Genomic DNA, 17,743 nt, shown 5'->3' with positions numbered 1-17,743 from the left:
CCGGAGGCGGGCGAAGCAGAGCAGAAACCTCGCCGTTCAGGCGGCAAATTCCTCGGTGTCGATCTCGGTCTGGGTGGCGGCGTTGTAGCGCGGGCCGGCCACCGCGCCGCGGGCGAACAGCGCGTCCAGCCGCTGCAGCGTGTCCACGCCGGGCTGCTTGCCGGCGGCGGCCACGTCTTCCAGCAGGTGCGGGACGCTGGTGGTGCCGGGGATCGGGATCACGTGCTCGCCGCGCGTCAGCAGCCAGGCCAGCGCCAGCTGCGCCGGGGTGCTGCCGGCATCGGCGGCGATGGCGCGGTACTCGGCCAGCAGCGCAAGGTTGGCCGCATGGTTGTCCGCGGAGAAGCGCGGCATCGCGCGGCGGATGTCCTTGCCATCCAGTGCCGCCAAGGTGGCCATGTCCGGCAGGCCATCGGCGAGGAAGCCGCGGCCCAGCGGGCTGAAGGCAACAAACGCCACCCCCAGCTCGCGGCAGGCATCCAGCACCGCGATCTCGGCATTGCGCGTCCACAGCGAATACTCGGTCTGCAGCGCGGCAATCGGGTGCACCGCGTGCGCGCGGCGCAGGGTGGTGGCGGACACCTCGGACAGGCCGATGCTGCGAATCTTGCCCTCGCGCACCAGCTCGGCCAGCGCGCCGACGCTGTCCTCGATCGGCACCTGCTTGTCCCAGCGGTGCAGATAGTAGAGGTCGATCACCTCGGTGCGCAGTCGGCGCAGCGCGTCTTCGCAGGTGCGCTTCAGCGTGTCCGGCCGGCCGTCGATGACCCGCTTGAACCCGTTTTCAGAGGGCACCCCGGTCATGCCGCACTTGCTGGCCAGCGTGATGCGGCTGCGGTGCGGCGCCAGCACGCGGCCCACCAGCTCCTCGTTGGCGCCAAAGCCGTACAGCGCGGCGGTATCGAACAGGGTGATGCCGGCGTCCAGCGCCGCCAGCAACAGCGCCTCGGCCTGTTCCGGCGCCGGCGGCACGCCGTAGGCGTGGCTGAGGTTCATGCAGCCGAGGCCAATGGCCGAGACAGAGAACGGGCCGAGTTGTCGCTGTTGCATGGGTTTGCTCCTTAAAAGCCTGTTTACGATCTCGCGAGCTAGAGCGAGACAAGGCAAAAACGTGAGGTGCGCGGAGTTTACTCAGCGTAAATACGCATCACTGAGCCGAATTCAGCGCCGTATCGCCGACGCGCAGCTGATCGTAAACAGGTTTTTTTACAGACTGGCGTTCAGCTGCTGTTCCAGCTTGGCCAGCACCTGGTAGCACGGCAGCACCTTGGCCACCGACGAGTTCGGCTCGCAGCCTTCGCGGATGGCGGCGAAGAATTCGCGATCCTGCAGCTCGATGCCGTTCATCGACACGTCCACTTTCGATACGTCGATCTGCTCTTCCTTGCCGTTGTACAGGTCGTCGTAGCGGGCGATGTAGGTGGCGGTGTCGCCGATGTAGCGGAAGAAGGTGCCCAGCGGGCCGTCGTTGTTGAACGACAGGCTCAGCGTGCAGATGGCGCCGTTGGCCGCCTTCAGCTGGATGGACATGTCCATGGCGATGCCCAGTTCCGGGTGGATCGGGCCTTGCAGCGCATTGGCCTGCACGATGGGGCTGCCGGCCTGGTAGGCGAACAGGTCCACGGTGTGGGCGGCGTGGTGCCACAGCAGGTGGTCGGTCCAGCTGCGTGCCTGACCCAGCGCGTTCATATTGGTGCGGCGGAAGAAGTAGGTCTGCACATCCATCTGCTGGATGTTGAACTCGCCGGCCTGCACCTTCTTCTGCACATACTGGTGGCTGGGGTTGAAGCGGCGGGTGTGACCGACCATGGCCACGAGGCCGGTCTGCTGCTGCAGCGCGACCACGGCCTCGGCATCGGCCAGGCTGTCGGCCAGCGGAATCTCCACCTGTACATGCTTGCCGGCTTTCAGGCACTGCATGGCCTGCGCGGCGTGCACCTGGGTCGGGGTGCACAGGATCACCGCGTCGACTTCCGGCAGCGCCAGTGCGTCGGCCAGATCGGTGGCCACGTGCGGGATGCCGTACTTGTCGGCGACTTCCTTGGTGGCGTCGAAACGGCGGCCAACCAGCGATACCACTTCCACGCCGGCTATGTTCTTGATGGCGTCCAGATGCTTGATGCCGAAGGCGCCGGCGCCAGCCAGCGCTACCTTGATGGTCTTGCTCATTGCTTGTTCTCCAGAATCAGATGACCCACGGCGGTATTGGATGCCGGCACGTGGTAGAAGCGTTGTTTCACCTCCGGCGCCGGGCCGCCGGCGACATCACTCATCGCGCCGCGCGCGATCAGCCACATCACCAGCTCGATGCCCTCGGAGCCGGCTTCGCGCACATAGTCGATGTGCGGCACCTCTGCCAGCCCGGCCGGATCGGCGATCAGGCGGTCGAGGAAGGCGTTGTCCCATTCCTTGTTGATCAGGCCGGCGCGCGGGCCTTGTAACTGGTGGCTCATGCCGCCGGTGCCCCAGATCTGCACGTTGAGGTCGCCGTCAAACGATTCCACCGCGCGGCGGATCGCCTGTCCCAGCTGGAAGCAGCGGCGGCCGGACGGCACCGGGTACTGCACCACGTTGACGGCGAACGGGATCACCGCACACGGCCAGGCCTCGGGCTGGCCGAACATCAGCGACAGCGGCACGGTCAGGCCGTGGTCGACGTCCATCTTGTTGACGATGGTGAGGTCGAAGTCGTCCTGGATCACGCTTTGCGCGATGTGGGCGGCCAGCTGCGGGTGGCCCATCACCTTGGGCACCGGGCGCGGCCCCCAGCCTTCGTCGGCCGGCTGGTATTCGGCACCGGTGCCGATGGCGAAGGTCGGAATGAAATCCAGACTGAAAGCAGTCGCGTGGTCGTTGTAGACCAGAAAGATCACGTCCGGCTTCTGCTCTTTGATCCACTCCTTGCCGTAGTCGTAGCCGGCAAACAGCGGCTGCCAGTACGGTTCCTGCGCCTTGCCCAGATCCAGTGCCGCGCCGATGGCCGGCACGTGCGATGTGTAAACGCTCGCGGTAATGCGTGCCATATCAGTTGCTCCCCTTGCTCTTGCCTTGCGGCTGGTGCTGCGGCTGGGCATCGCCGTCTTCGCCCAGATAGCGGTTGCCTTCTGCCGAGCGACCACCGCCCAGCATCATGTCGCGGTATTCCTCTTCCGTCATGCCGGTCATGCTGCCGGCCATCTGCTGGAAGCTCTTGCCGTCGGTGGCGCCGATCTTGGCCAGGAAATAGATATTGCCGCCCAGGGCGATGCAGCGGTTCAGATCGCGATCCAGCACCGCCTGCTTCTGCTCCTCGCTCATCGCCCACTCGTCGAGATAGGCACGCTCGTCAGCCTTGAAGCGGGCACGGTTGTCGGCCTTCATCAGCGACATGCAGAACTGGTTCAGCCAGTAGCCCTTGCGCGATTGTTCGGCATCGAAAATGGTGGTGCCGGGCAGGTCCAGATACGGTTTGTTCAGTGCCATGGTTTACGCTTCCTGTGTTTCTTCCGGCCAGTACAGGCGCATCGGGTTGGCCACCAGCAGCTTGTGCTGCAGCTCGGCGGTCGGCGCGATGTGCGGGATGAAGTCCACCAGCAGGCCGTCGTCCGGCATGTGGTCCTTCAGGTTCGGGTGCGGCCAGTCGGTGCCCCACAGTACCCGATCCGGGAATTCCTCGACTACCCGGCGTGCAAACGGCACCACGTCGCGGTAGGCGGCCTGTTCGCCGTCCAGCGCCTTGGGGCCGGTCAGCGACAGGCGTTCCGGGCAGCTGACCTTGCTCCACACGTTCGGGTTGTCGCGCATGAATTTCAGGAACAGCTCGAACTCCGGGCCGTCCAGCGGCTTGCTTACGTCGGGGCGGCCCATGTGGTCGACCACCACGGTGGTCGGCAGGCCGGTGAAGAAGTCCCACAGCTCCGGCAGGTCCACCGCTTCAAAATAGATCACCACGTGCCAGCCGAAGCGGGCAATGCGGCTGGCGATCTCCATCAGTTCGTCCTTGGGGGTGAAATCCACCAGCCGCTTGACGAAGTTGAAGCGCACGCCGCGCACGCCGGCGTCGTGCATCGCCTGCAGTTCTTCATCCGTCACGCTGCGGCGCACGGTGGCGACACCGCGTGCCTTGCCATCGGAGTGCAGCAGCGCATCGACCATGGCGCGGTTGTCGGCGCCGTGACAGGTGGCCTGCACGATGACGTTGCGGGCAAAGCCGAGCTGGTCGCGCAAGGCGAACAGCTGGTGCTTGCTGGCATCGCACGGGGTGTACTTGCGCTCCGGTGCGAACGGGAATTCCTCGCCCGGGCCGAACACGTGGCAGTGGGCATCCACCGCACCGGCCGGCAGCTGGAACTTGGGTTTGCTCGGGCCCTGGTACCAGTCCAGCCAGCCGGGGGTTTTCTGAAATTGCATGATTCTGTCCTTGAGCTCAAGGTTGGCCGCAGTGCGGCCAACCTGGCGGCGTGGCGCCGCTTCAGTCGATGTAACGCAGGCCGGCTTTTTCCAGCGGCTCGCGCATCTTGTACATGTCGAGGCCCAGTACGCCGGCGGCCAGCTTCTCGCGCTTCTCGCCTTCGAAGCTCTCGCGCTTCTCGGCGGCGTCGGCCACCTGCTGGGCGATGGCGGCCGGTACCACTACCACGCCGTCGACGTCGGCGATCACCACGTCGCCCGGGTTTACCAGTGCGCCGGCGCAGATCACCGGGATGTTGACCGAACCCAGCGTCGCCTTAATGGTGCCCTTGGCGCTGATGGCCTTGCTGAACACCGGGAAGCCCATCTTTTCCAGCTCTTCCACATCGCGCACGCCGCCGTCGATGATCAGGCCGCGGGCTCCGCGTGCCTGGAAACTGGTGGCCAGCAGGTCACCGAAGAAGCCGTCGCTGTTGTCGGCGGTGCAGGCGGCCACGGCGACATCGCCCGGCTGCAGCTGCTCGGCAGCGACGTGCATCATCCAGTTGTCGCCCGGCTGCAGCAGCACGGTGACGGCGGTGCCGCAGATCTTGGCGCCCTTGTACACCGGGCGCATGTACGGCTGCATCAGGCCGACGCGGCCCATCGCTTCGTGAATGGTGGCGACGCCGAACTGTGCCAGCTTGGCGACGGCGGCGGGATCGGCGCGCTCGATGTTGCGTTTGACGATACCGAGTTGGTTCATGGCTTGTGTCATGGTGATGTCCTTACTTGCCCTTGGCCTTCAGCGCCGCATCCAGGCGCGAGTACACGCGGCGGGCGTTGCCTTCGTAGATCTGGTGACGCTCGTCGGCGGTGAGGTTGGCCGCTTCGATGTAGCGCTTGGTGTCGTCGTAGTAGTGGCCGGTTTCCGGGTCGATACCGCGCACGGCACCGATCATCTCGGAAGCGAACAGCACGTTGTCGACCGGAATCACGCGCGTCAGCAGGTCGATGCCCGGCTGGTGGTAGACGCAGGTGTCAAAGAAGATGTTGTTGAGCAGGTGATCCTTCAGCAGCGGCTTTTTCAGCTCCTGCGCCAGACCACGGAAGCGGCCCCAGTGGTAGGGCACCGCGCCGCCGCCGTGCGGGATCACGAACTTCAGTGTCGGGAAGTCCTTGAACAGGTCCGAGGTCAGGCACTGCATGAAGGCGGTGGTGTCGGCGTTCAGGTAGTGCGCGCCGGTGGTGTGGAACGCGCAGTTGCAGCTGGTGGAGACGTGGATCATCGCCGGGATATCGTACTCCACCATTTTTTCGTAGATCGGGTACCACTGCTTGTCGGACAGCGGCGGGCTGGTCCAGTGGCCGCCGGACGGGTCCGGGTTGAGGTTGATGCCGACAAAGCCGTAGTCGTTGACGCACTTTTCCAGCTCCGGAATGCAGCTGGCCGGATCCACGCCCGGGCTTTGCGGCAGCATCGCCGCGCCGATGAAGTGGTCCGGGAACAGCTGGGACACGCGGTAGCACAGCTCGTTGCAGATCGCCGCCCAGGTCGACGAGGTGTTGAAGTCGCCGATGTGGTGCGCCATGAAGCTGGCGCGCGGGCTGAAGATGGTCAGGTCGGCGCCGCGTTCCTTCATCAGGCGCAGCTGGTTGCTCTCGATGGTGTCGCGCAGCTCGTCGTCGCTGATCTTCAGCTCGGACACTTTCGGGCCCAGTTCCGGGGTAGCCAGGTTGTCGACCTGACGCTTGCGCCAGTCTTCCAGCGCCTTGGGCGCGGTGGTGTAGTGGCCGTGAATGTCGATGATCATGTCGGTTTCCTTTTAGTAGCAGGAGCGGCGCGGGCGGGGCAGGTGGCTGCCCCGGCCGCTGCGGCAGGGATTAGTGGCTTTGCGGCATCGCCTGCAGCGAGACCTTGCCGCTGTCGGGATGGGCACGCAGCTTGATGAACAGGGCCGCCGCGGCGATCAGCCCCGGGATGGCCAGCACCATGAACACCTGGTCGAAGCCCAGCTGGCGGCGTGCCAGTTCTGCCACCAGGAAAGAGCCGGCAATGCCGCCGAAACGGCCGATGCCCAGCATCCAGGCCACGCCGGTGGCGCGACCCTGGGTCGGGTAGAAGCCGGCGGCCAGTGCCGGCAGCGACGATTGCGCGGTATTCATGATGGTGCCGGCGACGAACACCACCAGCACCAGCAGGCCGACACTGCCGGTCGCCTGGCCGATGGCGTAGATCGATGCCGCGGTGAGCAGATAGCCGATGGCGATGATGCGGTCGGCGTTGAAACGGTCCATCAGCCAGCCGCAGAACACGGCGCCGACGCCACCCAGCGGGAACAGTGCCGAAATCAGCATCGCCTGTTTCGGGGCAATACCGGCGTCCTTGAACAGGATCGGCATCCAGTTGACCAGTGCGTAGAAGATCACCAGACCCATGAAGTAGGCCAGCCACAGCATCACCGAGCCGACACGGTAGGACGGCGACAGCACCACGCCGAGGCCGCTCTTGCCGGCGGCGACGGCACGGGTTTCGGACAGGAAGAAGGAGGCGGCCTCGCTGGCAGTGGCGGAGATGCGGCTCATGACCGCCTGGATACGGGCGTGGTCATAGCCCTTGGCCACCATGTAACGCACCGATTCCGGCAACAGCAGCAGCAACACCACCAGCAACAGCAGTGGCGACACGCCGCCGAATACCAGCACGCTGCGCCAGCCCCACTGCGGAATCATCCACGAGGCGAGGAAGCCGCCGAAGGCCGCGCCCAGCGGGAAGCCGCAGAACATGGCATTGGTCAGCAGCGAGCGGCGCGCGGTGGGGCAGTATTCGCTCATCAGCGTCACCGCATTGGGCATCGCCGCACCGAGGCCGATACCGGTGATGAAGCGCATCACGGTCAGGCTCTGCAGGTCACCGGCAAAACCGGAAAGCAGCGTGAACAGGCCCAGCACCAGTACCGAGCCGGTCAGGACCTTCTTGCGGCCGAGACGGTCGGCCAGCGGGCCGGCCATCAGCGCGCCGGCGGCAAGACCGAACAGCGCGGCGCTGAGCACCGGTGCCAGTGCCGGCTTGCTGACGCCCCACTCCTGGATCAGCGACGGCGCGATATAGCCGATGGCGGCGGTATCGAAACCGTCCAACAGCACGATGCAGAAGCACAACGCGAAGGTAATCCACTGGAACCGCGAGAACGGATGGCGGTTGATGAACTCCTGCACATCAACAGATGGTTTGGTCATGGTCGTTATCTCTATGTTGCGTTTGGACTCGAAACCGCTCTGTGGCGGTTTGGCGGGGTAAAACGGTTGCCGGCTGCCGCGTGGCGGCGGGATCGTCCTCTCCTGTTGTTGTATAAGGATCGATTGACCGGCGAATACTGCTTGGAGCCACTAACAAAACCCCTGATCCTGCGTTGCGCCTCCTTGCCGTACGACTTGTACTGTCTGCGTCGGCGCGCCTTGGCTCAGGTGCTCTGCGAGGTTTTGTTAGCGGCTCCTAACGCTGCCAGACGGCAGCCGGAATCATCACTTCGCCCTTCATGATCAGCCGCGCGGTGCGCAGCAGCGCGGCGCGGGTCACGCTTTGCGGGTTGGCCGGATCGGTCTCCAGCTCCACCGAGAATTCGCCGGTCGGGTGTTCCACTGACACGCGCTTGCTGCGGCCGTCGCCGATGCGGGCGATGCCGTCGGTAATGGCGCCTTCCAGCACGCAGGCGGTGCCGACGGTGACCGCGGCCAGCACGCCGATGGCGTCGTGGCACACGTGCGGGATGAAGCTGCGGGTGGTGAGGCTGCCGCCGGGCTCGCGCGGCGGCGCGATCAGCGTCATCTTGGGATAGGTTTTCTTGCTGACATCGCCCAGGCCCATCCGCTGGCCGCACTCCAGACGCAGCGCTTCCAGCTTGCTCTTCAGTTCGGTGTCGGCATTCATCTCGGCCACCGTTTCGTAGCCGCTGCGGCCAACGTCGGCGGCACGCAGCATCACCAGCGGCATGCCGTTGTCGATGCAGGTGACTTCGATATCGCCGATGCCGGCAACGGTCACGGTGTCGCGCACCTTGCCGGTGGGCAGCAGGCCGGAACATACCGAACCGGCGGTATCGAGGAAGTTGATGGTGATCGGCGAGGCGGTGCCGGGGACGCCGTCGATGCGGGCGTCGCCGTCGTAGCGCACCTGGCCGTTAGGTGTTTCCACCGTCACGTCGCAGGCCATGCCGGTATTCAGCGTCAGCACGCGGAAGGTGCTGGTGTCGCCCTGCGGCTGCAGCATGCCGGTCTCCAGCGCGAACGGCACCACTGCGGCCAGCATATTGCCGCAGTTGGGGGTGGTATCGACGGTGTCCTTGTCCGGCGTGATCTGCGCGAACAGGAAGGTCAGGTCGATGCCGGGCGTGCTGCCGAGGTCGACGATGCCGACCTTGCTGGTCAGCGGATTGGCACCGCCGAGGCCGTCGATCTGGCGACGGTCGGGCGAACCCATGACGGCGAGCAGTACGCGGTTGCGCAGTTCAATGTCGGCGGGCAAATCCGCGGCATTGAAGAACGGGCCACGCGACGTGCCGCCGCGCATGAACAGGGTAGGGATAGAGGTCTGCATGTGGCCAGTATCTGCCGGCCGACAATGCTGCAAAATATGGATAGCTAACTAGTAGATATAACGGTTTGCTATGGGTTGGGCTCGGGAATAACCGCCAGCCGCGGCGGCATGGGCCTACGCCGGCGGCAAGTCCGGGGCGGCCACGATGGGCGGCACCATCTCGCGTACCAGTTCCTGCATCGCCTGCTGCGTCAGCGTGCTGGGGCGGTGCGAGCTGACGGCCAGCGCCAGGCGGCTGACCAGGCCCGGTTCGCCGATCGGGCGCAGCCCCAGCCGCGCCGCCTTGTCGCTGGTCGATACCGCCAGCCGCGACAGCACCGCGCAGCCGGCACCGTCGGCGACCAGCTCCAGGATGGCCGGCACGCTGTCGATCTCCAGCGCGATGGTTGGCCGCAAGCCCAGGGCGCCGAGCTGCGACTCCACCAGCATGCGGATGGCGTGCGGCTGCGACGGGATCACCAGCGGCCGGGCGGCCAGCTCAGCCAGCGACACCGCGCCCGGCGCGGCATCGCCTGCGGCCAGCTCCACCAGGTACAGCATCTCGTCGCACAGCGGCGTGATGTCGATGTCGGACGACGGCACCGGGTTGTACAGCAGCGCGATGTCGAGGCGGCCATTGCGCAGTGCTTCCAGCATGTTGGCGGACAGTCCCTCGCGGATCGCCAGCGATGCCTGCGGCAGGCGGGTGCGGAAGGCGCGCGACAGCGGTACCGACAGTACCCGCGACAGGCTGGGTGGCAGCCCCAGCGCCACCTTGCCGGCCAGTGCGCCGCGCACACGGCCCAGCTCCTCCTTGGCGCGCTCCACCTGGTGCAGCACGCCGCGGCCATGTTCCAGCAGCAGCTTGCCGGCCTCGGTCAGCGTCACGCCGCGGCCGTTGCGCAAGAGCAGCGTCTGGCGCAATTCCACCTCCAGCTGGCGGATCTGGCGGCTGAGTGCCGGCTGCGCGATGTCGAGCACGATGGAGGCGCGGGTGAAGCTGCCCAGCTCGGCAACGCGGACGAAATACTCGATCTGTTTCAGGTCCATGGCGGCGCGGCAAACGAAAGGGAAGACAGGACAGCATACGCGATGGCGGGCGGTGCAGGAATGCCTTTGCGGCATAACCGCGCTGCCATCAGACAGGCCGCGCGATGGACAAGGGTGTGCCGTCGCAGCGGTCCTGTACTTTGCGGGAAAGCTGCGGCCAACGTTGGCCGCAGGGCGGGGACGGGGACGGAAACCGTGGCCCGTTTTAGCTGCTACTTTTCAGTGAGGGTGGCGGCCGGCGGCGAGGACGGGGCGGGGGCGGTCAATGCCATCGCGAAAAATCGTTTTTTATGTCAGCCACTTAGCGCGGTTTCACATTTTTGTAATGCGAAAACTACATTTCCCAAAAAAGTGCCATAAATACCCAAAAAACGATATTGAGGGGCCGCGGCATCGACTATAGAGTTTTGGCACCACTACCAGATCGGTGTTGCAACAACCTTGCATCAGGTCAAAAAAACAGCGTCTGGTGGGCAAGCGGTTTCACCCCGTCATCAGCAGGCCATAACAGTTTCGCCGCGACGGCAGACGGGTGAAGTGCGGACACACACAAGGAGAAAAATGGTGAGTAACGGGAACAGGACAGGCACGCGCGCCGTGCCGGGCGTGCTGCTGGCAGGCTTGCTGGCGGTGACGGCGATGAGCGCCAGCGCCGAAGATACGGCCGAGATCTCCAGAGGCCAGCAGTACTACGAAAAAATCTGCGCCAAGTGCCACGAGACCGGCATCGGCCCGGTATTGCTCGGCCGCGGCCTGCCGGAGGTGATCTTCACCACCATCCCGCGCAGCGGCCTGCGCGCGATGCCGGCCTTCCGGGTGTCGGACATCGACGACGCCACCTTGCAGAGTCTGGCGAAGTACCTCGCCAACTCCAAGCCCAAACCGTAAGCGGGAGGAGCAGGCATGACTACCGATCGTCGCACTTTGCTCAAGGGCCTGGCCGCCGTCGGCCTCGCCTTCACCGGTGGCTCGCTGGCGCAGGCCGCCACCGTGCTGCCCGCCGGCAAGACCCTGGCCGCCAACGCCACGCTGCCGCTGACTGCGGTGGTGTCCGGCAATGTGCCGGCCAGCGCGTTCCTGGCCGGCGTCACCGCCGCCGCGCAGCAGCACGGCATGTCGCAACAGCCGCCGCTGCGCCTGGACGGGCCGGACGGCTCCCTGCTGAACCATATTCACGCGCTGGCGCAGGATGCGCAGCCGGCGATGCTGGTGGGGCTGGTGGATGACGCCACCGCCACCGTGTTGCTGGACCTGGTGCGCTCGTCCGGCGGCCGCGTGCTGTCCGAGCAGCATCAGCGCCTGGGCGGCGACGCCGCCCCGCTGGCCGCGCTGGGGCAGGCCCTGGTGGCCAGCCCGGAGCGCGTGCTGCCGGCGTCCATCCCGCAGGGCACCGCCTGCGTTTCCTTCTGCTGCGTGATCTGAACGGAGTTATCTCATGGCTAGTAAATATCTTGCCCTGCCCAAGGGCGTCAGCGAGGCCCGTTTCGACGCGGCCATCAAGAAGTTCACCGCCGCACTGGGCAAGGAAAACGTGCTGACTTCCGGCGAACACCTGCAGCCCTACACCAAGGTGATGATGGCGGTGGAAACCGAGAAACACATCCCGTCCGCCATCGTGATGGCCACCACCGTGGAGCAGGTGCAGGCGGTGGTGAAGATCTGCAACGAATACAAGATCCCGGTGTGGACCATCTCCACCGGCCGCAACTTCGGCTACGGCTCGGCGGCGCCGGTGGAGCGCGGCCAGATCGTGCTCGACCTGCGCAAGATGAACAAGATCATCAATATCGATCCGGAGCTGTGCACCGCGCTGGTGGAGCCGGGCGTCACCTACCAGCAGCTGTACGACTACATCGAGGACAACAAGCTGCCGCTGATGCTGTCGTTCTCGGCACCGTCGGCCATCGCCGGCCCGGTCGGCAACACCATGGACCGCGGCGTCGGCTACACCCCGTACGGCGAGCACTTCCTGATGCAGTGCGGCATGGAAGTGGTGCTGGCCAACGGCGACGTGTACCGCACCGGCATGGGCGGCGTGAAGGGCGACAAGGCGTGGCAGGTGTTCAAGTGGGGTTACGGCCCGACGCTGGACGGCATGTTCACCCAGTCCAACTACGGCATCTGCACCAAGATGGGCTTCTGGCTGATGCCCAAGCCGCCGGTGTTCAAGCCGTTCGAGATCAAGTTCGACAACGAGGCCGACATCAGCGAGATCGTGGAAATGCTGCGCCCGCTGCGTATCGCACAGATCATCCCCAACGCGGTGGTGATCGCCGGCACGCTGTGGGAAGCGGCCACCTGCAACACCCGTCGTTCCGACTACATCACCACGCCCGGCCACACCCCGGATCACATCGTCAAGCAGATTCAGAAGGACAAGCACCTGGGCGCCTGGAACGTGTACGCCGCGCTGTACGGCTCGCCGGAGCAGGTGGAGGTGAACTGGAAGATCGTCACCGACACCATCAAGAAGGCCGGCAAGGGCCGCATCGTGACCCAGGAAGAGGCCGGTGACCGCCAGCCGTTCAAGTACCGCGCGCAGCTGATGTCCGGCGTGCCCAACCTGCAGGAATTCGGCCTCTACAACTGGCGCGGCGGCGGCGGCTCGATGTGGTTCGCCCCGGTCAGCCAGGCGCGCGGCAGCGAGTGCGACAAGCAGGTGAAGCTGGCCAAGACCATCCTCAACAAGCACGGCCTCGACTACGTCGGCGAATTCATCGTCGGCTGGCGCGACATGCACCACGTGATCGACGTGCTGTACGACCGCAGCAGCGAGGAAGAAACCAAGCGCGCCAATGCCTGCTTCAACGAGCTGCTGGACGAGTTCGAGAAGGAAGGCTACGCGGTGTACCGCGTCAACACCGCCTTCCAGGAACGGGTGGCCAACAGCTACGGCCCGGTGAAACGCAAGCTGGAAAAAACCATCAAGCGCGCGCTGGACCCGAACGGCATTCTGGCACCGGGCAAGTCCGGCATCCGCATCTAAGGCAGGAAACTAGCGATGACAACGAAACAAGCATACGACGGCTTCGAACTGCAGCCGATTGCCGGCCAGTGGCGCCGCGGCAGCTCCAGCCAGCAGCTGACCGATACCAACCCGTACTCCGGCGATGTCCTGCTGCAGCTGCAGCTGGCCAGCCGCGCCGACGTGGACGCGGCCTACGCCGCCGCCGCCGCTGCGCAGACCGAATGGGCGGCCCGCCTGCCGGAAGAGCGTGCCGCGGTGCTGCACCGCGCGGTGGAAATCATGCTGGCGCGCGCCGAGGAGATCCAGGACTGGATCGTGCGCGAATCCGGCAGCTCGCGCCTGAAGGCGATCATCGAATGGGATAGCGCGCGCCGCATCACCCAGGAGTCGGCCACCTTCTGCAACCGCGTCGAGGGCCGCATCCTGGCTTCCGCCATCCCGAACCAGGAAAGCCGGGTCTACCGCGCGCCGCTGGGCGTGGTCGGCGTGATCAGCCCGTGGAACTTCCCCTACCACCTGACCGCGCGCTCCGTCGCCCCGGCGCTGGCGCTGGGCAACGCGGTGGTGGTGAAGCCGGCCAGCGATACGCCGGTGACCGGCGGCCTGCTGCTGGCCAAGATCTACGAGGAAGCCGGCCTGCCGGCCGGGCTGTTCAGCGTGGTGGTCGGTGCCGGCAGCGAGATCGGCGACCACTTCGTCGCGCATCCGGTGCCGAGCCTGATCTCGTTCACCGGTTCCACCGAGGTGGGTCGCAACGTTGGCCGCATCGCGACCGGCGGCCAGCACATCAAGCGCGTGGCGCTGGAGCTGGGCGGCAACGCGCCGCTGGTGGTGCTGGACGACGCCGACATCGAACAGGCGGCGCAGGCGGCCGTGGTCGGCCGCTTCCTGCACCAGGGCCAGATCTGCATGAGCACCAACCGCGTGATCGTCGACGCCAAGGTGCACGATGCCTTCGTGGCCGCGCTGAAGGCGCGCGTCGAGCAGCTGCCGTACGGCGATCCGGCCGATGCGGCCAACATCGTCGGCCCGCTGATCAACGGCAAGCAGCTGGACGGCGTGCTGTCCAAGATCGAGCAGGCGAAGAAGGACGGCGCCACGCTGCTGGTCGGCGGCGCACCGCAGGGCAACGTGTTGCCGCCGCACCTGTTCGTGGACGTGGACCCGAGCTGGTCCATCGCCGTGGACGAGACCTTCGGCCCGGTGCTGCCGGTGATCAAGGCCCGCGACGAGGCGCACGCGCTGGCGCTGGCCAATGCCAGCGAGTACGGCCTGTCCGCCGCCGTGTTCACCCGCGACTACGCCCGTGGCCTGCACTTCGCCCGCGGCATCCGCAGCGGCATGTGCCACATCAACGACATCACCGTCGACGACCAGACCAACGCGCCGTTCGGCGGCGAGAAGAACTCCGGCCTCGGCCGTTTCAACGGCGAGTGGGCGATCGAGGAGTTCACCCGCGCGCAGTGGGTGACGCTGCAGTTCCAGCCGCGCCCGTACCCGTTCTGATCCTTTTCATCTTGCCGTACGCCGGCGGCCAGGCCGCCGGCGCATCAAGGAGCAAACCATGCAATCACGTCGCAATTTCCTGATCAAGAGCGTCGGTGTCGTGTCCGCGCTGGCCGTGGCCCGCGGCGCGCTGGCCGCCGCCCCGAAGGTGGACGCGAAGGACCCGACCGCCGTGGCGCTGGGCTACGTCGCCGACGCCGCCAAGGTCGACAAGGCCAAGCAGCCGAAATACGTCGCCGGCCAGGCCTGCAGCAACTGTCAGTTCTACCAGGGCAAGGCCAGCGACGCCTTCGCGCCCTGTCCGATGCTGGCCGGCAAGCAGGTCGCCGGCAAGGGCTGGTGCAACGTCTACGTCAAGAAGGCCTGACCGTTAATCGCCGGGCCAGGGTTGGCCGCAAGCCGGCCGTGGCGGGCGCAAGGAGAGCGCAATGGGTTCATTCAGCCTGTGGCACTGGTTGATCGTGCTGGCAGTGGTGCTGCTGGTGTTCGGCACCAAAAAACTGCGCCATGTCGGCGCCGACCTGGGCGGTGCGGTACGCGGCTTCAAGCAGGGCATGCAGGGTGAGGGCGAGCCGCCCGCAAACGACGCCACGCCGAAAAGCTAGTTGCCTGCCGGCGCGCGCCGGCATACAAACGCAGCATCACCCATCACCCTGCGGAGAGCGCCATGCTGCACGCCCAGCTGTTCATCGATAACCGGGATGTCGCCTCGTCCGACGGCGCCACCTTCGACTGTCTCAACCCGGTCAATGGCGAGGTCGCCACCGTGGCGGCGGCGGCGAGCGTGGACAGCGCGCTGGCGGCGGTGAATGCCGCCACGGTGGCGTTTGGCGCCTGGGCGGCGATGCTGCCGCAACAGCGGCGCGCGCTGCTGGACCGCGCCGCCGACCTGATCGTGGCGCGCAGCGACGATTTCAGCGCCGCGATGACGGCGGAAACCGGCGCCACCGCGGCCTGGGGCAGCTTCAACTGCCAGCTGGCGGCCAACATCTTCCGCGAGGCGGCGGCGCTGGTGACGCAGATCCAGGGCGAGCTGCCGCCGTCCAGCCGCGCCGGCGCCATCGAGATGGTGCTGCGCCAGCCGGCGGGGGTGGTGCTGGCCTTCGCGCCATGGAATGCGCCGGTGTTGCTGGCGGCGCGGGCGGTGGCGATGCCTCTGGCCTGCGGCAACACCGTGGTGCTCAAAGGCTCCGAGCTGTGCCCGTACACCCACCGCCTGCTGGGCGAGGTGCTGGCCGAGGCCGGGCTGCCGCCGGGCGTGCTCAACGTGGTGCTGAATGCGCCGGCCGACGCGGCCCGCGTGGTGGAGGCGCTGATCCGCCACCCGGCGGTGCGGCGGGTGAACTTCACCGGCTCCACCCGGGTTGGCCGCAGCATCGCCGAGATCGCCGCGCGCTACCTGAAACGCTGCCTGCTGGAGCTGGGCGGCAAGGCGCCGTTCGTGGTGCTGGACGACGCCGATCTGGACGAGGCGGTGAAGGCGGCGGCGTTTGGCGCCTTCTTCAACCAGGGCCAGATCTGCATGTCGACCGAGCGCATCATCGTGGACAGCAAGGTGGCGGACGAATTCGTGCAGCGCCTGGCCGACAAGGCGCTGAGCCTGAAGGCCGGGCTGCCGGACGAGCCGGGCTGCGCGCTGGGGCCGATGATCAGCGCCGGCGCCGCCGAGCGCATCACGGCGCTGGTGCAGGACGCGGTCGGCAAGGGCGCCGAGCTTGTCACCGGCGGCCACGCCCGCGGCAGCGTGATGGCGGCCACGGTGGTCGATCACGTCACCGCGGCGATGCGGCTGTACGGCGAGGAGTCGTTCGGCCCGGTGGTGGCGGTGCTGCGCTTTGACGACGTGGAAGAGGCGATCTCGCTGGCCAACGACTCCGAGTACGGGCTGTCGGCGGCGGTGTTCGGCGGCGACGTGCTGCGCGCGCTGGAAGTGGCCCGCCGCATCGAGTCCGGCATCTGCCACATCAACGGTCCGACGGTGCTGGACCAGGCGCAAATCCCGTTCGGTGGGGTGAAGGACAGCGGTTACGGCCGTTTCGGCGGCCGAGCCGCGATAGACGAATTTACCGAGCTGCGCTGGATCAGCATCCAGCGCGGCGTACAGCAGTATCCGATCTAACAGGATCCAGCCGTATCTGGCGGCGGCCCACCGGGCCGTAGCCGGCCAGGCGCCGCGCCCCATCCGGACGCACGGTGTGCGGCCAACCTTTGCAGCGGGACGCTGCGCTGCCCGTCCCGTTTGCCTAGTCGTGCAGGCAGCGCTTTTTCATCCTCATCATTAATGACATATAAATAAAACGGAGAGATTCATCATGCAACAATCCAGAGCGCTCACCACCCTCGTCACCGCAGGCGCCTTGCTGTCGCTGGCATCCGCCGGCTGGGCCACCGAGGGCGGCGGCGGCATGTACCCCAACGGCAACGAGAACTACCTGACCGGCGCCTTGCCGCCTCCGGGCTTCTACGTGCTGGGCTATGCCTCCAGCTACCGCGCCGATTCGCTGCGCGACAACAACGGCGACGAGCTGCCGGTGGACTTCAAGCTGCGGGTCAACGCGGTGGCGCCGCGCTTCATCTGGGTGAGCGACCTGCCGCTGGCCGGCGGCCAGCTGGCGATGCACGCGATCACCCCGCTGGTGGAGGTCGACGCCACGGTCAACGGCCAGTCGCAGCGCAAGCGCGAGCTGGGCGACATCGTGCTCGGCGGCGGCGCCGCCTATCACGTCAGCGACAAGCTGCACTACTACGCGGGCCTGGACATCAACGCGCCCACCGGCCAGTTCGACAAGAACGATCTCGTCAACGTTGGCCGCAACTACTGGAACGTGGAGCCGCTGCTGGCGGTGAGCTACGTGCAGCCCCGCGGCATCAACGCCGACGTGAAGCTGATGTACGACTACAACTGGAAGAACAAGGACACCGACTACCGCAGCGGCCAGGAAGTGCACGCCGACTACGCGCTGGGCTGGGGCTTCGGCAATGGCTGGGTAGCCGGCGTGGGCGGCTACGCCTATCGCCAGGTCACCGACGATGTCGGGCCGAACGTGGCGGCGCACGGCAACCGCGGCAAGGCCTTCGCCATCGGCCCGTCGATCAAGTACGACAATGGCAAGGGCTACTTCGTCACCGCCAAGTGGCAGCGCGAAAGCGGCGTGGCCAACCGCGCCCGCGGTTCCGAATTCAAGCTGCGCATGACGCTGCCGTTCTAAGCCGGCACGCATGATGTCCGCCACTGCGCCGCCGTGCTCCGCATGGCGGCGCAGTGCCGTTATCAT

General features: G+C 66.3%; 18 protein-coding genes. 8 read left to right on the top strand and 10 right to left on the bottom strand.

All coding sequences use genetic code 11. From position 1 onward, the window contains the following. Positions 1-36: 36 nt before the first annotated feature. From PQU96_RS12185 to PQU96_RS12140, 10 genes are all read right to left on the bottom strand, one after another. On the bottom strand, positions 37-1,050 hold the full coding sequence (locus PQU96_RS12185; RefSeq protein WP_272772655.1) for an aldo/keto reductase: 1,014 nt from the start codon (positions 1,048-1,050) through the stop codon (positions 37-39). A 156-nt stretch (positions 1,051-1,206) separates the two neighbouring features. Beyond that, positions 1,207-2,169, bottom strand: coding sequence for a Gfo/Idh/MocA family oxidoreductase (locus PQU96_RS12180; protein ID WP_272772654.1), 963 nt, complete (start codon positions 2,167-2,169; stop codon positions 1,207-1,209). Continuing rightward, a complete protein-coding gene (locus PQU96_RS12175) occupies positions 2,166-3,023 on the bottom strand; it encodes a class III extradiol dioxygenase subunit beta (protein ID WP_272772652.1) in 858 nt (285 codons plus the stop codon). Before PQU96_RS12175 ends, PQU96_RS12180 begins: the two co-directional genes overlap by 4 nt. 1 nt (position 3,024) lies before the next feature. Beyond that, positions 3,025-3,462: a protocatechuate 4,5-dioxygenase subunit alpha gene (gene ligA, locus PQU96_RS12170; protein WP_189372174.1), complete on the bottom strand. Its 438-nt coding sequence runs from the start codon at positions 3,460-3,462 to the stop codon at positions 3,025-3,027. Positions 3,463-3,465: 3 nt separating this feature from the next. Next, positions 3,466-4,389: an amidohydrolase family protein gene (locus PQU96_RS12165; protein ID WP_272772651.1), complete on the bottom strand. Its 924-nt coding sequence runs from the start codon at positions 4,387-4,389 to the stop codon at positions 3,466-3,468. A 61-nt stretch (positions 4,390-4,450) separates the two neighbouring features. Then, positions 4,451-5,134: a 4-carboxy-4-hydroxy-2-oxoadipate aldolase/oxaloacetate decarboxylase gene (gene ligK, locus PQU96_RS12160; protein ID WP_272772650.1), complete on the bottom strand. Its 684-nt coding sequence runs from the start codon at positions 5,132-5,134 to the stop codon at positions 4,451-4,453. 22 nt (positions 5,135-5,156) lie between these two features. After that, positions 5,157-6,182 (bottom strand): amidohydrolase family protein, encoded by a 1,026-nt coding sequence (locus tag PQU96_RS12155; protein ID WP_272772648.1) that lies wholly within the window; start codon positions 6,180-6,182, stop codon positions 5,157-5,159. A gap of 70 nt (positions 6,183-6,252) precedes the next feature. Further along, the gene (locus PQU96_RS12150; protein WP_272772646.1) at positions 6,253-7,608 is read right to left on the bottom strand and encodes an MFS transporter; all 1,356 of its coding nucleotides are present in this window, start codon (positions 7,606-7,608) and stop codon (positions 6,253-6,255) included. A gap of 256 nt (positions 7,609-7,864) precedes the next feature. Next, on the bottom strand, positions 7,865-8,965 hold the full coding sequence (locus PQU96_RS12145) for a 4-oxalomesaconate tautomerase (protein WP_272772645.1): 1,101 nt from the start codon (positions 8,963-8,965) through the stop codon (positions 7,865-7,867). Positions 8,966-9,079: 114 nt separating this feature from the next. Next, positions 9,080-9,994 carry a LysR substrate-binding domain-containing protein gene (locus PQU96_RS12140; protein WP_272772644.1) on the bottom strand — a complete coding sequence of 305 codons (915 nt, stop codon included), beginning with the start codon at positions 9,992-9,994 and terminating at the stop codon, positions 9,080-9,082. A 561-nt stretch (positions 9,995-10,555) separates the two neighbouring features. On the opposite strand from PQU96_RS12140, the gene PQU96_RS12135 reads away from it, so the two are divergent. The 8 genes from PQU96_RS12135 to PQU96_RS12100 all read left to right on the top strand — a co-directional run bounded on the left by PQU96_RS12135 (position 10,556) and on the right by PQU96_RS12100 (position 17,677). Further along, positions 10,556-10,882 carry a c-type cytochrome gene (locus tag PQU96_RS12135; protein WP_272772643.1) on the top strand — a complete coding sequence of 109 codons (327 nt, stop codon included), beginning with the start codon at positions 10,556-10,558 and terminating at the stop codon, positions 10,880-10,882. Between the two features lie 15 nt (positions 10,883-10,897). After that, positions 10,898-11,416, top strand: a complete 519-nt coding sequence (locus tag PQU96_RS12130; RefSeq protein ID WP_272772642.1) for a hypothetical protein — start codon at positions 10,898-10,900, stop codon at positions 11,414-11,416. A gap of 13 nt (positions 11,417-11,429) precedes the next feature. Next, positions 11,430-12,980 carry an FAD-binding oxidoreductase gene (locus PQU96_RS12125; protein WP_272772641.1) on the top strand — a complete coding sequence of 517 codons (1,551 nt, stop codon included), beginning with the start codon at positions 11,430-11,432 and terminating at the stop codon, positions 12,978-12,980. Positions 12,981-12,995: 15 nt separating this feature from the next. Then, positions 12,996-14,468: an aldehyde dehydrogenase family protein gene (locus PQU96_RS12120; protein WP_272772639.1), complete on the top strand. Its 1,473-nt coding sequence runs from the start codon at positions 12,996-12,998 to the stop codon at positions 14,466-14,468. Between the two features lie 58 nt (positions 14,469-14,526). Beyond that, positions 14,527-14,835, top strand: coding sequence for a high-potential iron-sulfur protein (locus PQU96_RS12115; RefSeq protein WP_272772637.1), 309 nt, complete (start codon positions 14,527-14,529; stop codon positions 14,833-14,835). Between the two features lie 61 nt (positions 14,836-14,896). Beyond that, the gene (tatA, locus tag PQU96_RS12110; RefSeq protein WP_272772636.1) at positions 14,897-15,073 is read left to right on the top strand and encodes a Sec-independent protein translocase subunit TatA; all 177 of its coding nucleotides are present in this window, start codon (positions 14,897-14,899) and stop codon (positions 15,071-15,073) included. Positions 15,074-15,135: 62 nt separating this feature from the next. Continuing rightward, positions 15,136-16,587: an aldehyde dehydrogenase gene (locus PQU96_RS12105; protein WP_272772635.1), complete on the top strand. Its 1,452-nt coding sequence runs from the start codon at positions 15,136-15,138 to the stop codon at positions 16,585-16,587. Between the two features lie 193 nt (positions 16,588-16,780). Beyond that, positions 16,781-17,677 carry a SphA family protein gene (locus PQU96_RS12100; protein ID WP_272772633.1) on the top strand — a complete coding sequence of 299 codons (897 nt, stop codon included), beginning with the start codon at positions 16,781-16,783 and terminating at the stop codon, positions 17,675-17,677. Positions 17,678-17,743: the final 66 nt, after the last annotated feature.

The sequence above is a fragment of the Vogesella margarita genome (genome assembly GCF_028548475.1).
In the GTDB taxonomy this organism is placed as follows: domain Bacteria; phylum Pseudomonadota; class Gammaproteobacteria; order Burkholderiales; family Chromobacteriaceae; genus Vogesella; species Vogesella margarita.
Note: the sequence above shows the minus strand (reverse complement) of the source record. Positions and strands in the feature narration are given on the sequence as shown.

What these genes read in the sequence shown, in the direction of transcription:
- PQU96_RS12185 (WP_272772655.1), bottom strand. Translation starts at nt 1,050, where the DNA reads ATGCAACAGCGACAACTCGGCCCGTTCTCTGTCTCGGCCATTGGCCTC.
- PQU96_RS12180 (WP_272772654.1), bottom strand. Translation starts at nt 2,169, where the DNA reads ATGAGCAAGACCATCAAGGTAGCGCTGGCTGGCGCCGGCGCCTTCGGC.
- PQU96_RS12175 (WP_272772652.1), bottom strand. Translation starts at nt 3,023, where the DNA reads ATGGCACGCATTACCGCGAGCGTTTACACATCGCACGTGCCGGCCATC.
- ligA (WP_189372174.1), bottom strand. Translation starts at nt 3,462, where the DNA reads ATGGCACTGAACAAACCGTATCTGGACCTGCCCGGCACCACCATTTTC.
- PQU96_RS12165 (WP_272772651.1), bottom strand. Translation starts at nt 4,389, where the DNA reads ATGCAATTTCAGAAAACCCCCGGCTGGCTGGACTGGTACCAGGGCCCG.
- ligK (WP_272772650.1), bottom strand. Translation starts at nt 5,134, where the DNA reads ATGAACCAACTCGGTATCGTCAAACGCAACATCGAGCGCGCCGATCCC.
- PQU96_RS12155 (WP_272772648.1), bottom strand. Translation starts at nt 6,182, where the DNA reads ATGATCATCGACATTCACGGCCACTACACCACCGCGCCCAAGGCGCTG.
- PQU96_RS12150 (WP_272772646.1), bottom strand. Translation starts at nt 7,608, where the DNA reads ATGACCAAACCATCTGTTGATGTGCAGGAGTTCATCAACCGCCATCCG.
- PQU96_RS12145 (WP_272772645.1), bottom strand. Translation starts at nt 8,965, where the DNA reads ATGCAGACCTCTATCCCTACCCTGTTCATGCGCGGCGGCACGTCGCGT.
- PQU96_RS12140 (WP_272772644.1), bottom strand. Translation starts at nt 9,994, where the DNA reads ATGGACCTGAAACAGATCGAGTATTTCGTCCGCGTTGCCGAGCTGGGC.
- PQU96_RS12135 (WP_272772643.1), top strand. Translation starts at nt 10,556, where the DNA reads ATGGTGAGTAACGGGAACAGGACAGGCACGCGCGCCGTGCCGGGCGTG.
- PQU96_RS12130 (WP_272772642.1), top strand. Translation starts at nt 10,898, where the DNA reads ATGACTACCGATCGTCGCACTTTGCTCAAGGGCCTGGCCGCCGTCGGC.
- PQU96_RS12125 (WP_272772641.1), top strand. Translation starts at nt 11,430, where the DNA reads ATGGCTAGTAAATATCTTGCCCTGCCCAAGGGCGTCAGCGAGGCCCGT.
- PQU96_RS12120 (WP_272772639.1), top strand. Translation starts at nt 12,996, where the DNA reads ATGACAACGAAACAAGCATACGACGGCTTCGAACTGCAGCCGATTGCC.
- PQU96_RS12115 (WP_272772637.1), top strand. Translation starts at nt 14,527, where the DNA reads ATGCAATCACGTCGCAATTTCCTGATCAAGAGCGTCGGTGTCGTGTCC.
- tatA (WP_272772636.1), top strand. Translation starts at nt 14,897, where the DNA reads ATGGGTTCATTCAGCCTGTGGCACTGGTTGATCGTGCTGGCAGTGGTG.
- PQU96_RS12105 (WP_272772635.1), top strand. Translation starts at nt 15,136, where the DNA reads ATGCTGCACGCCCAGCTGTTCATCGATAACCGGGATGTCGCCTCGTCC.
- PQU96_RS12100 (WP_272772633.1), top strand. Translation starts at nt 16,781, where the DNA reads ATGCAACAATCCAGAGCGCTCACCACCCTCGTCACCGCAGGCGCCTTG.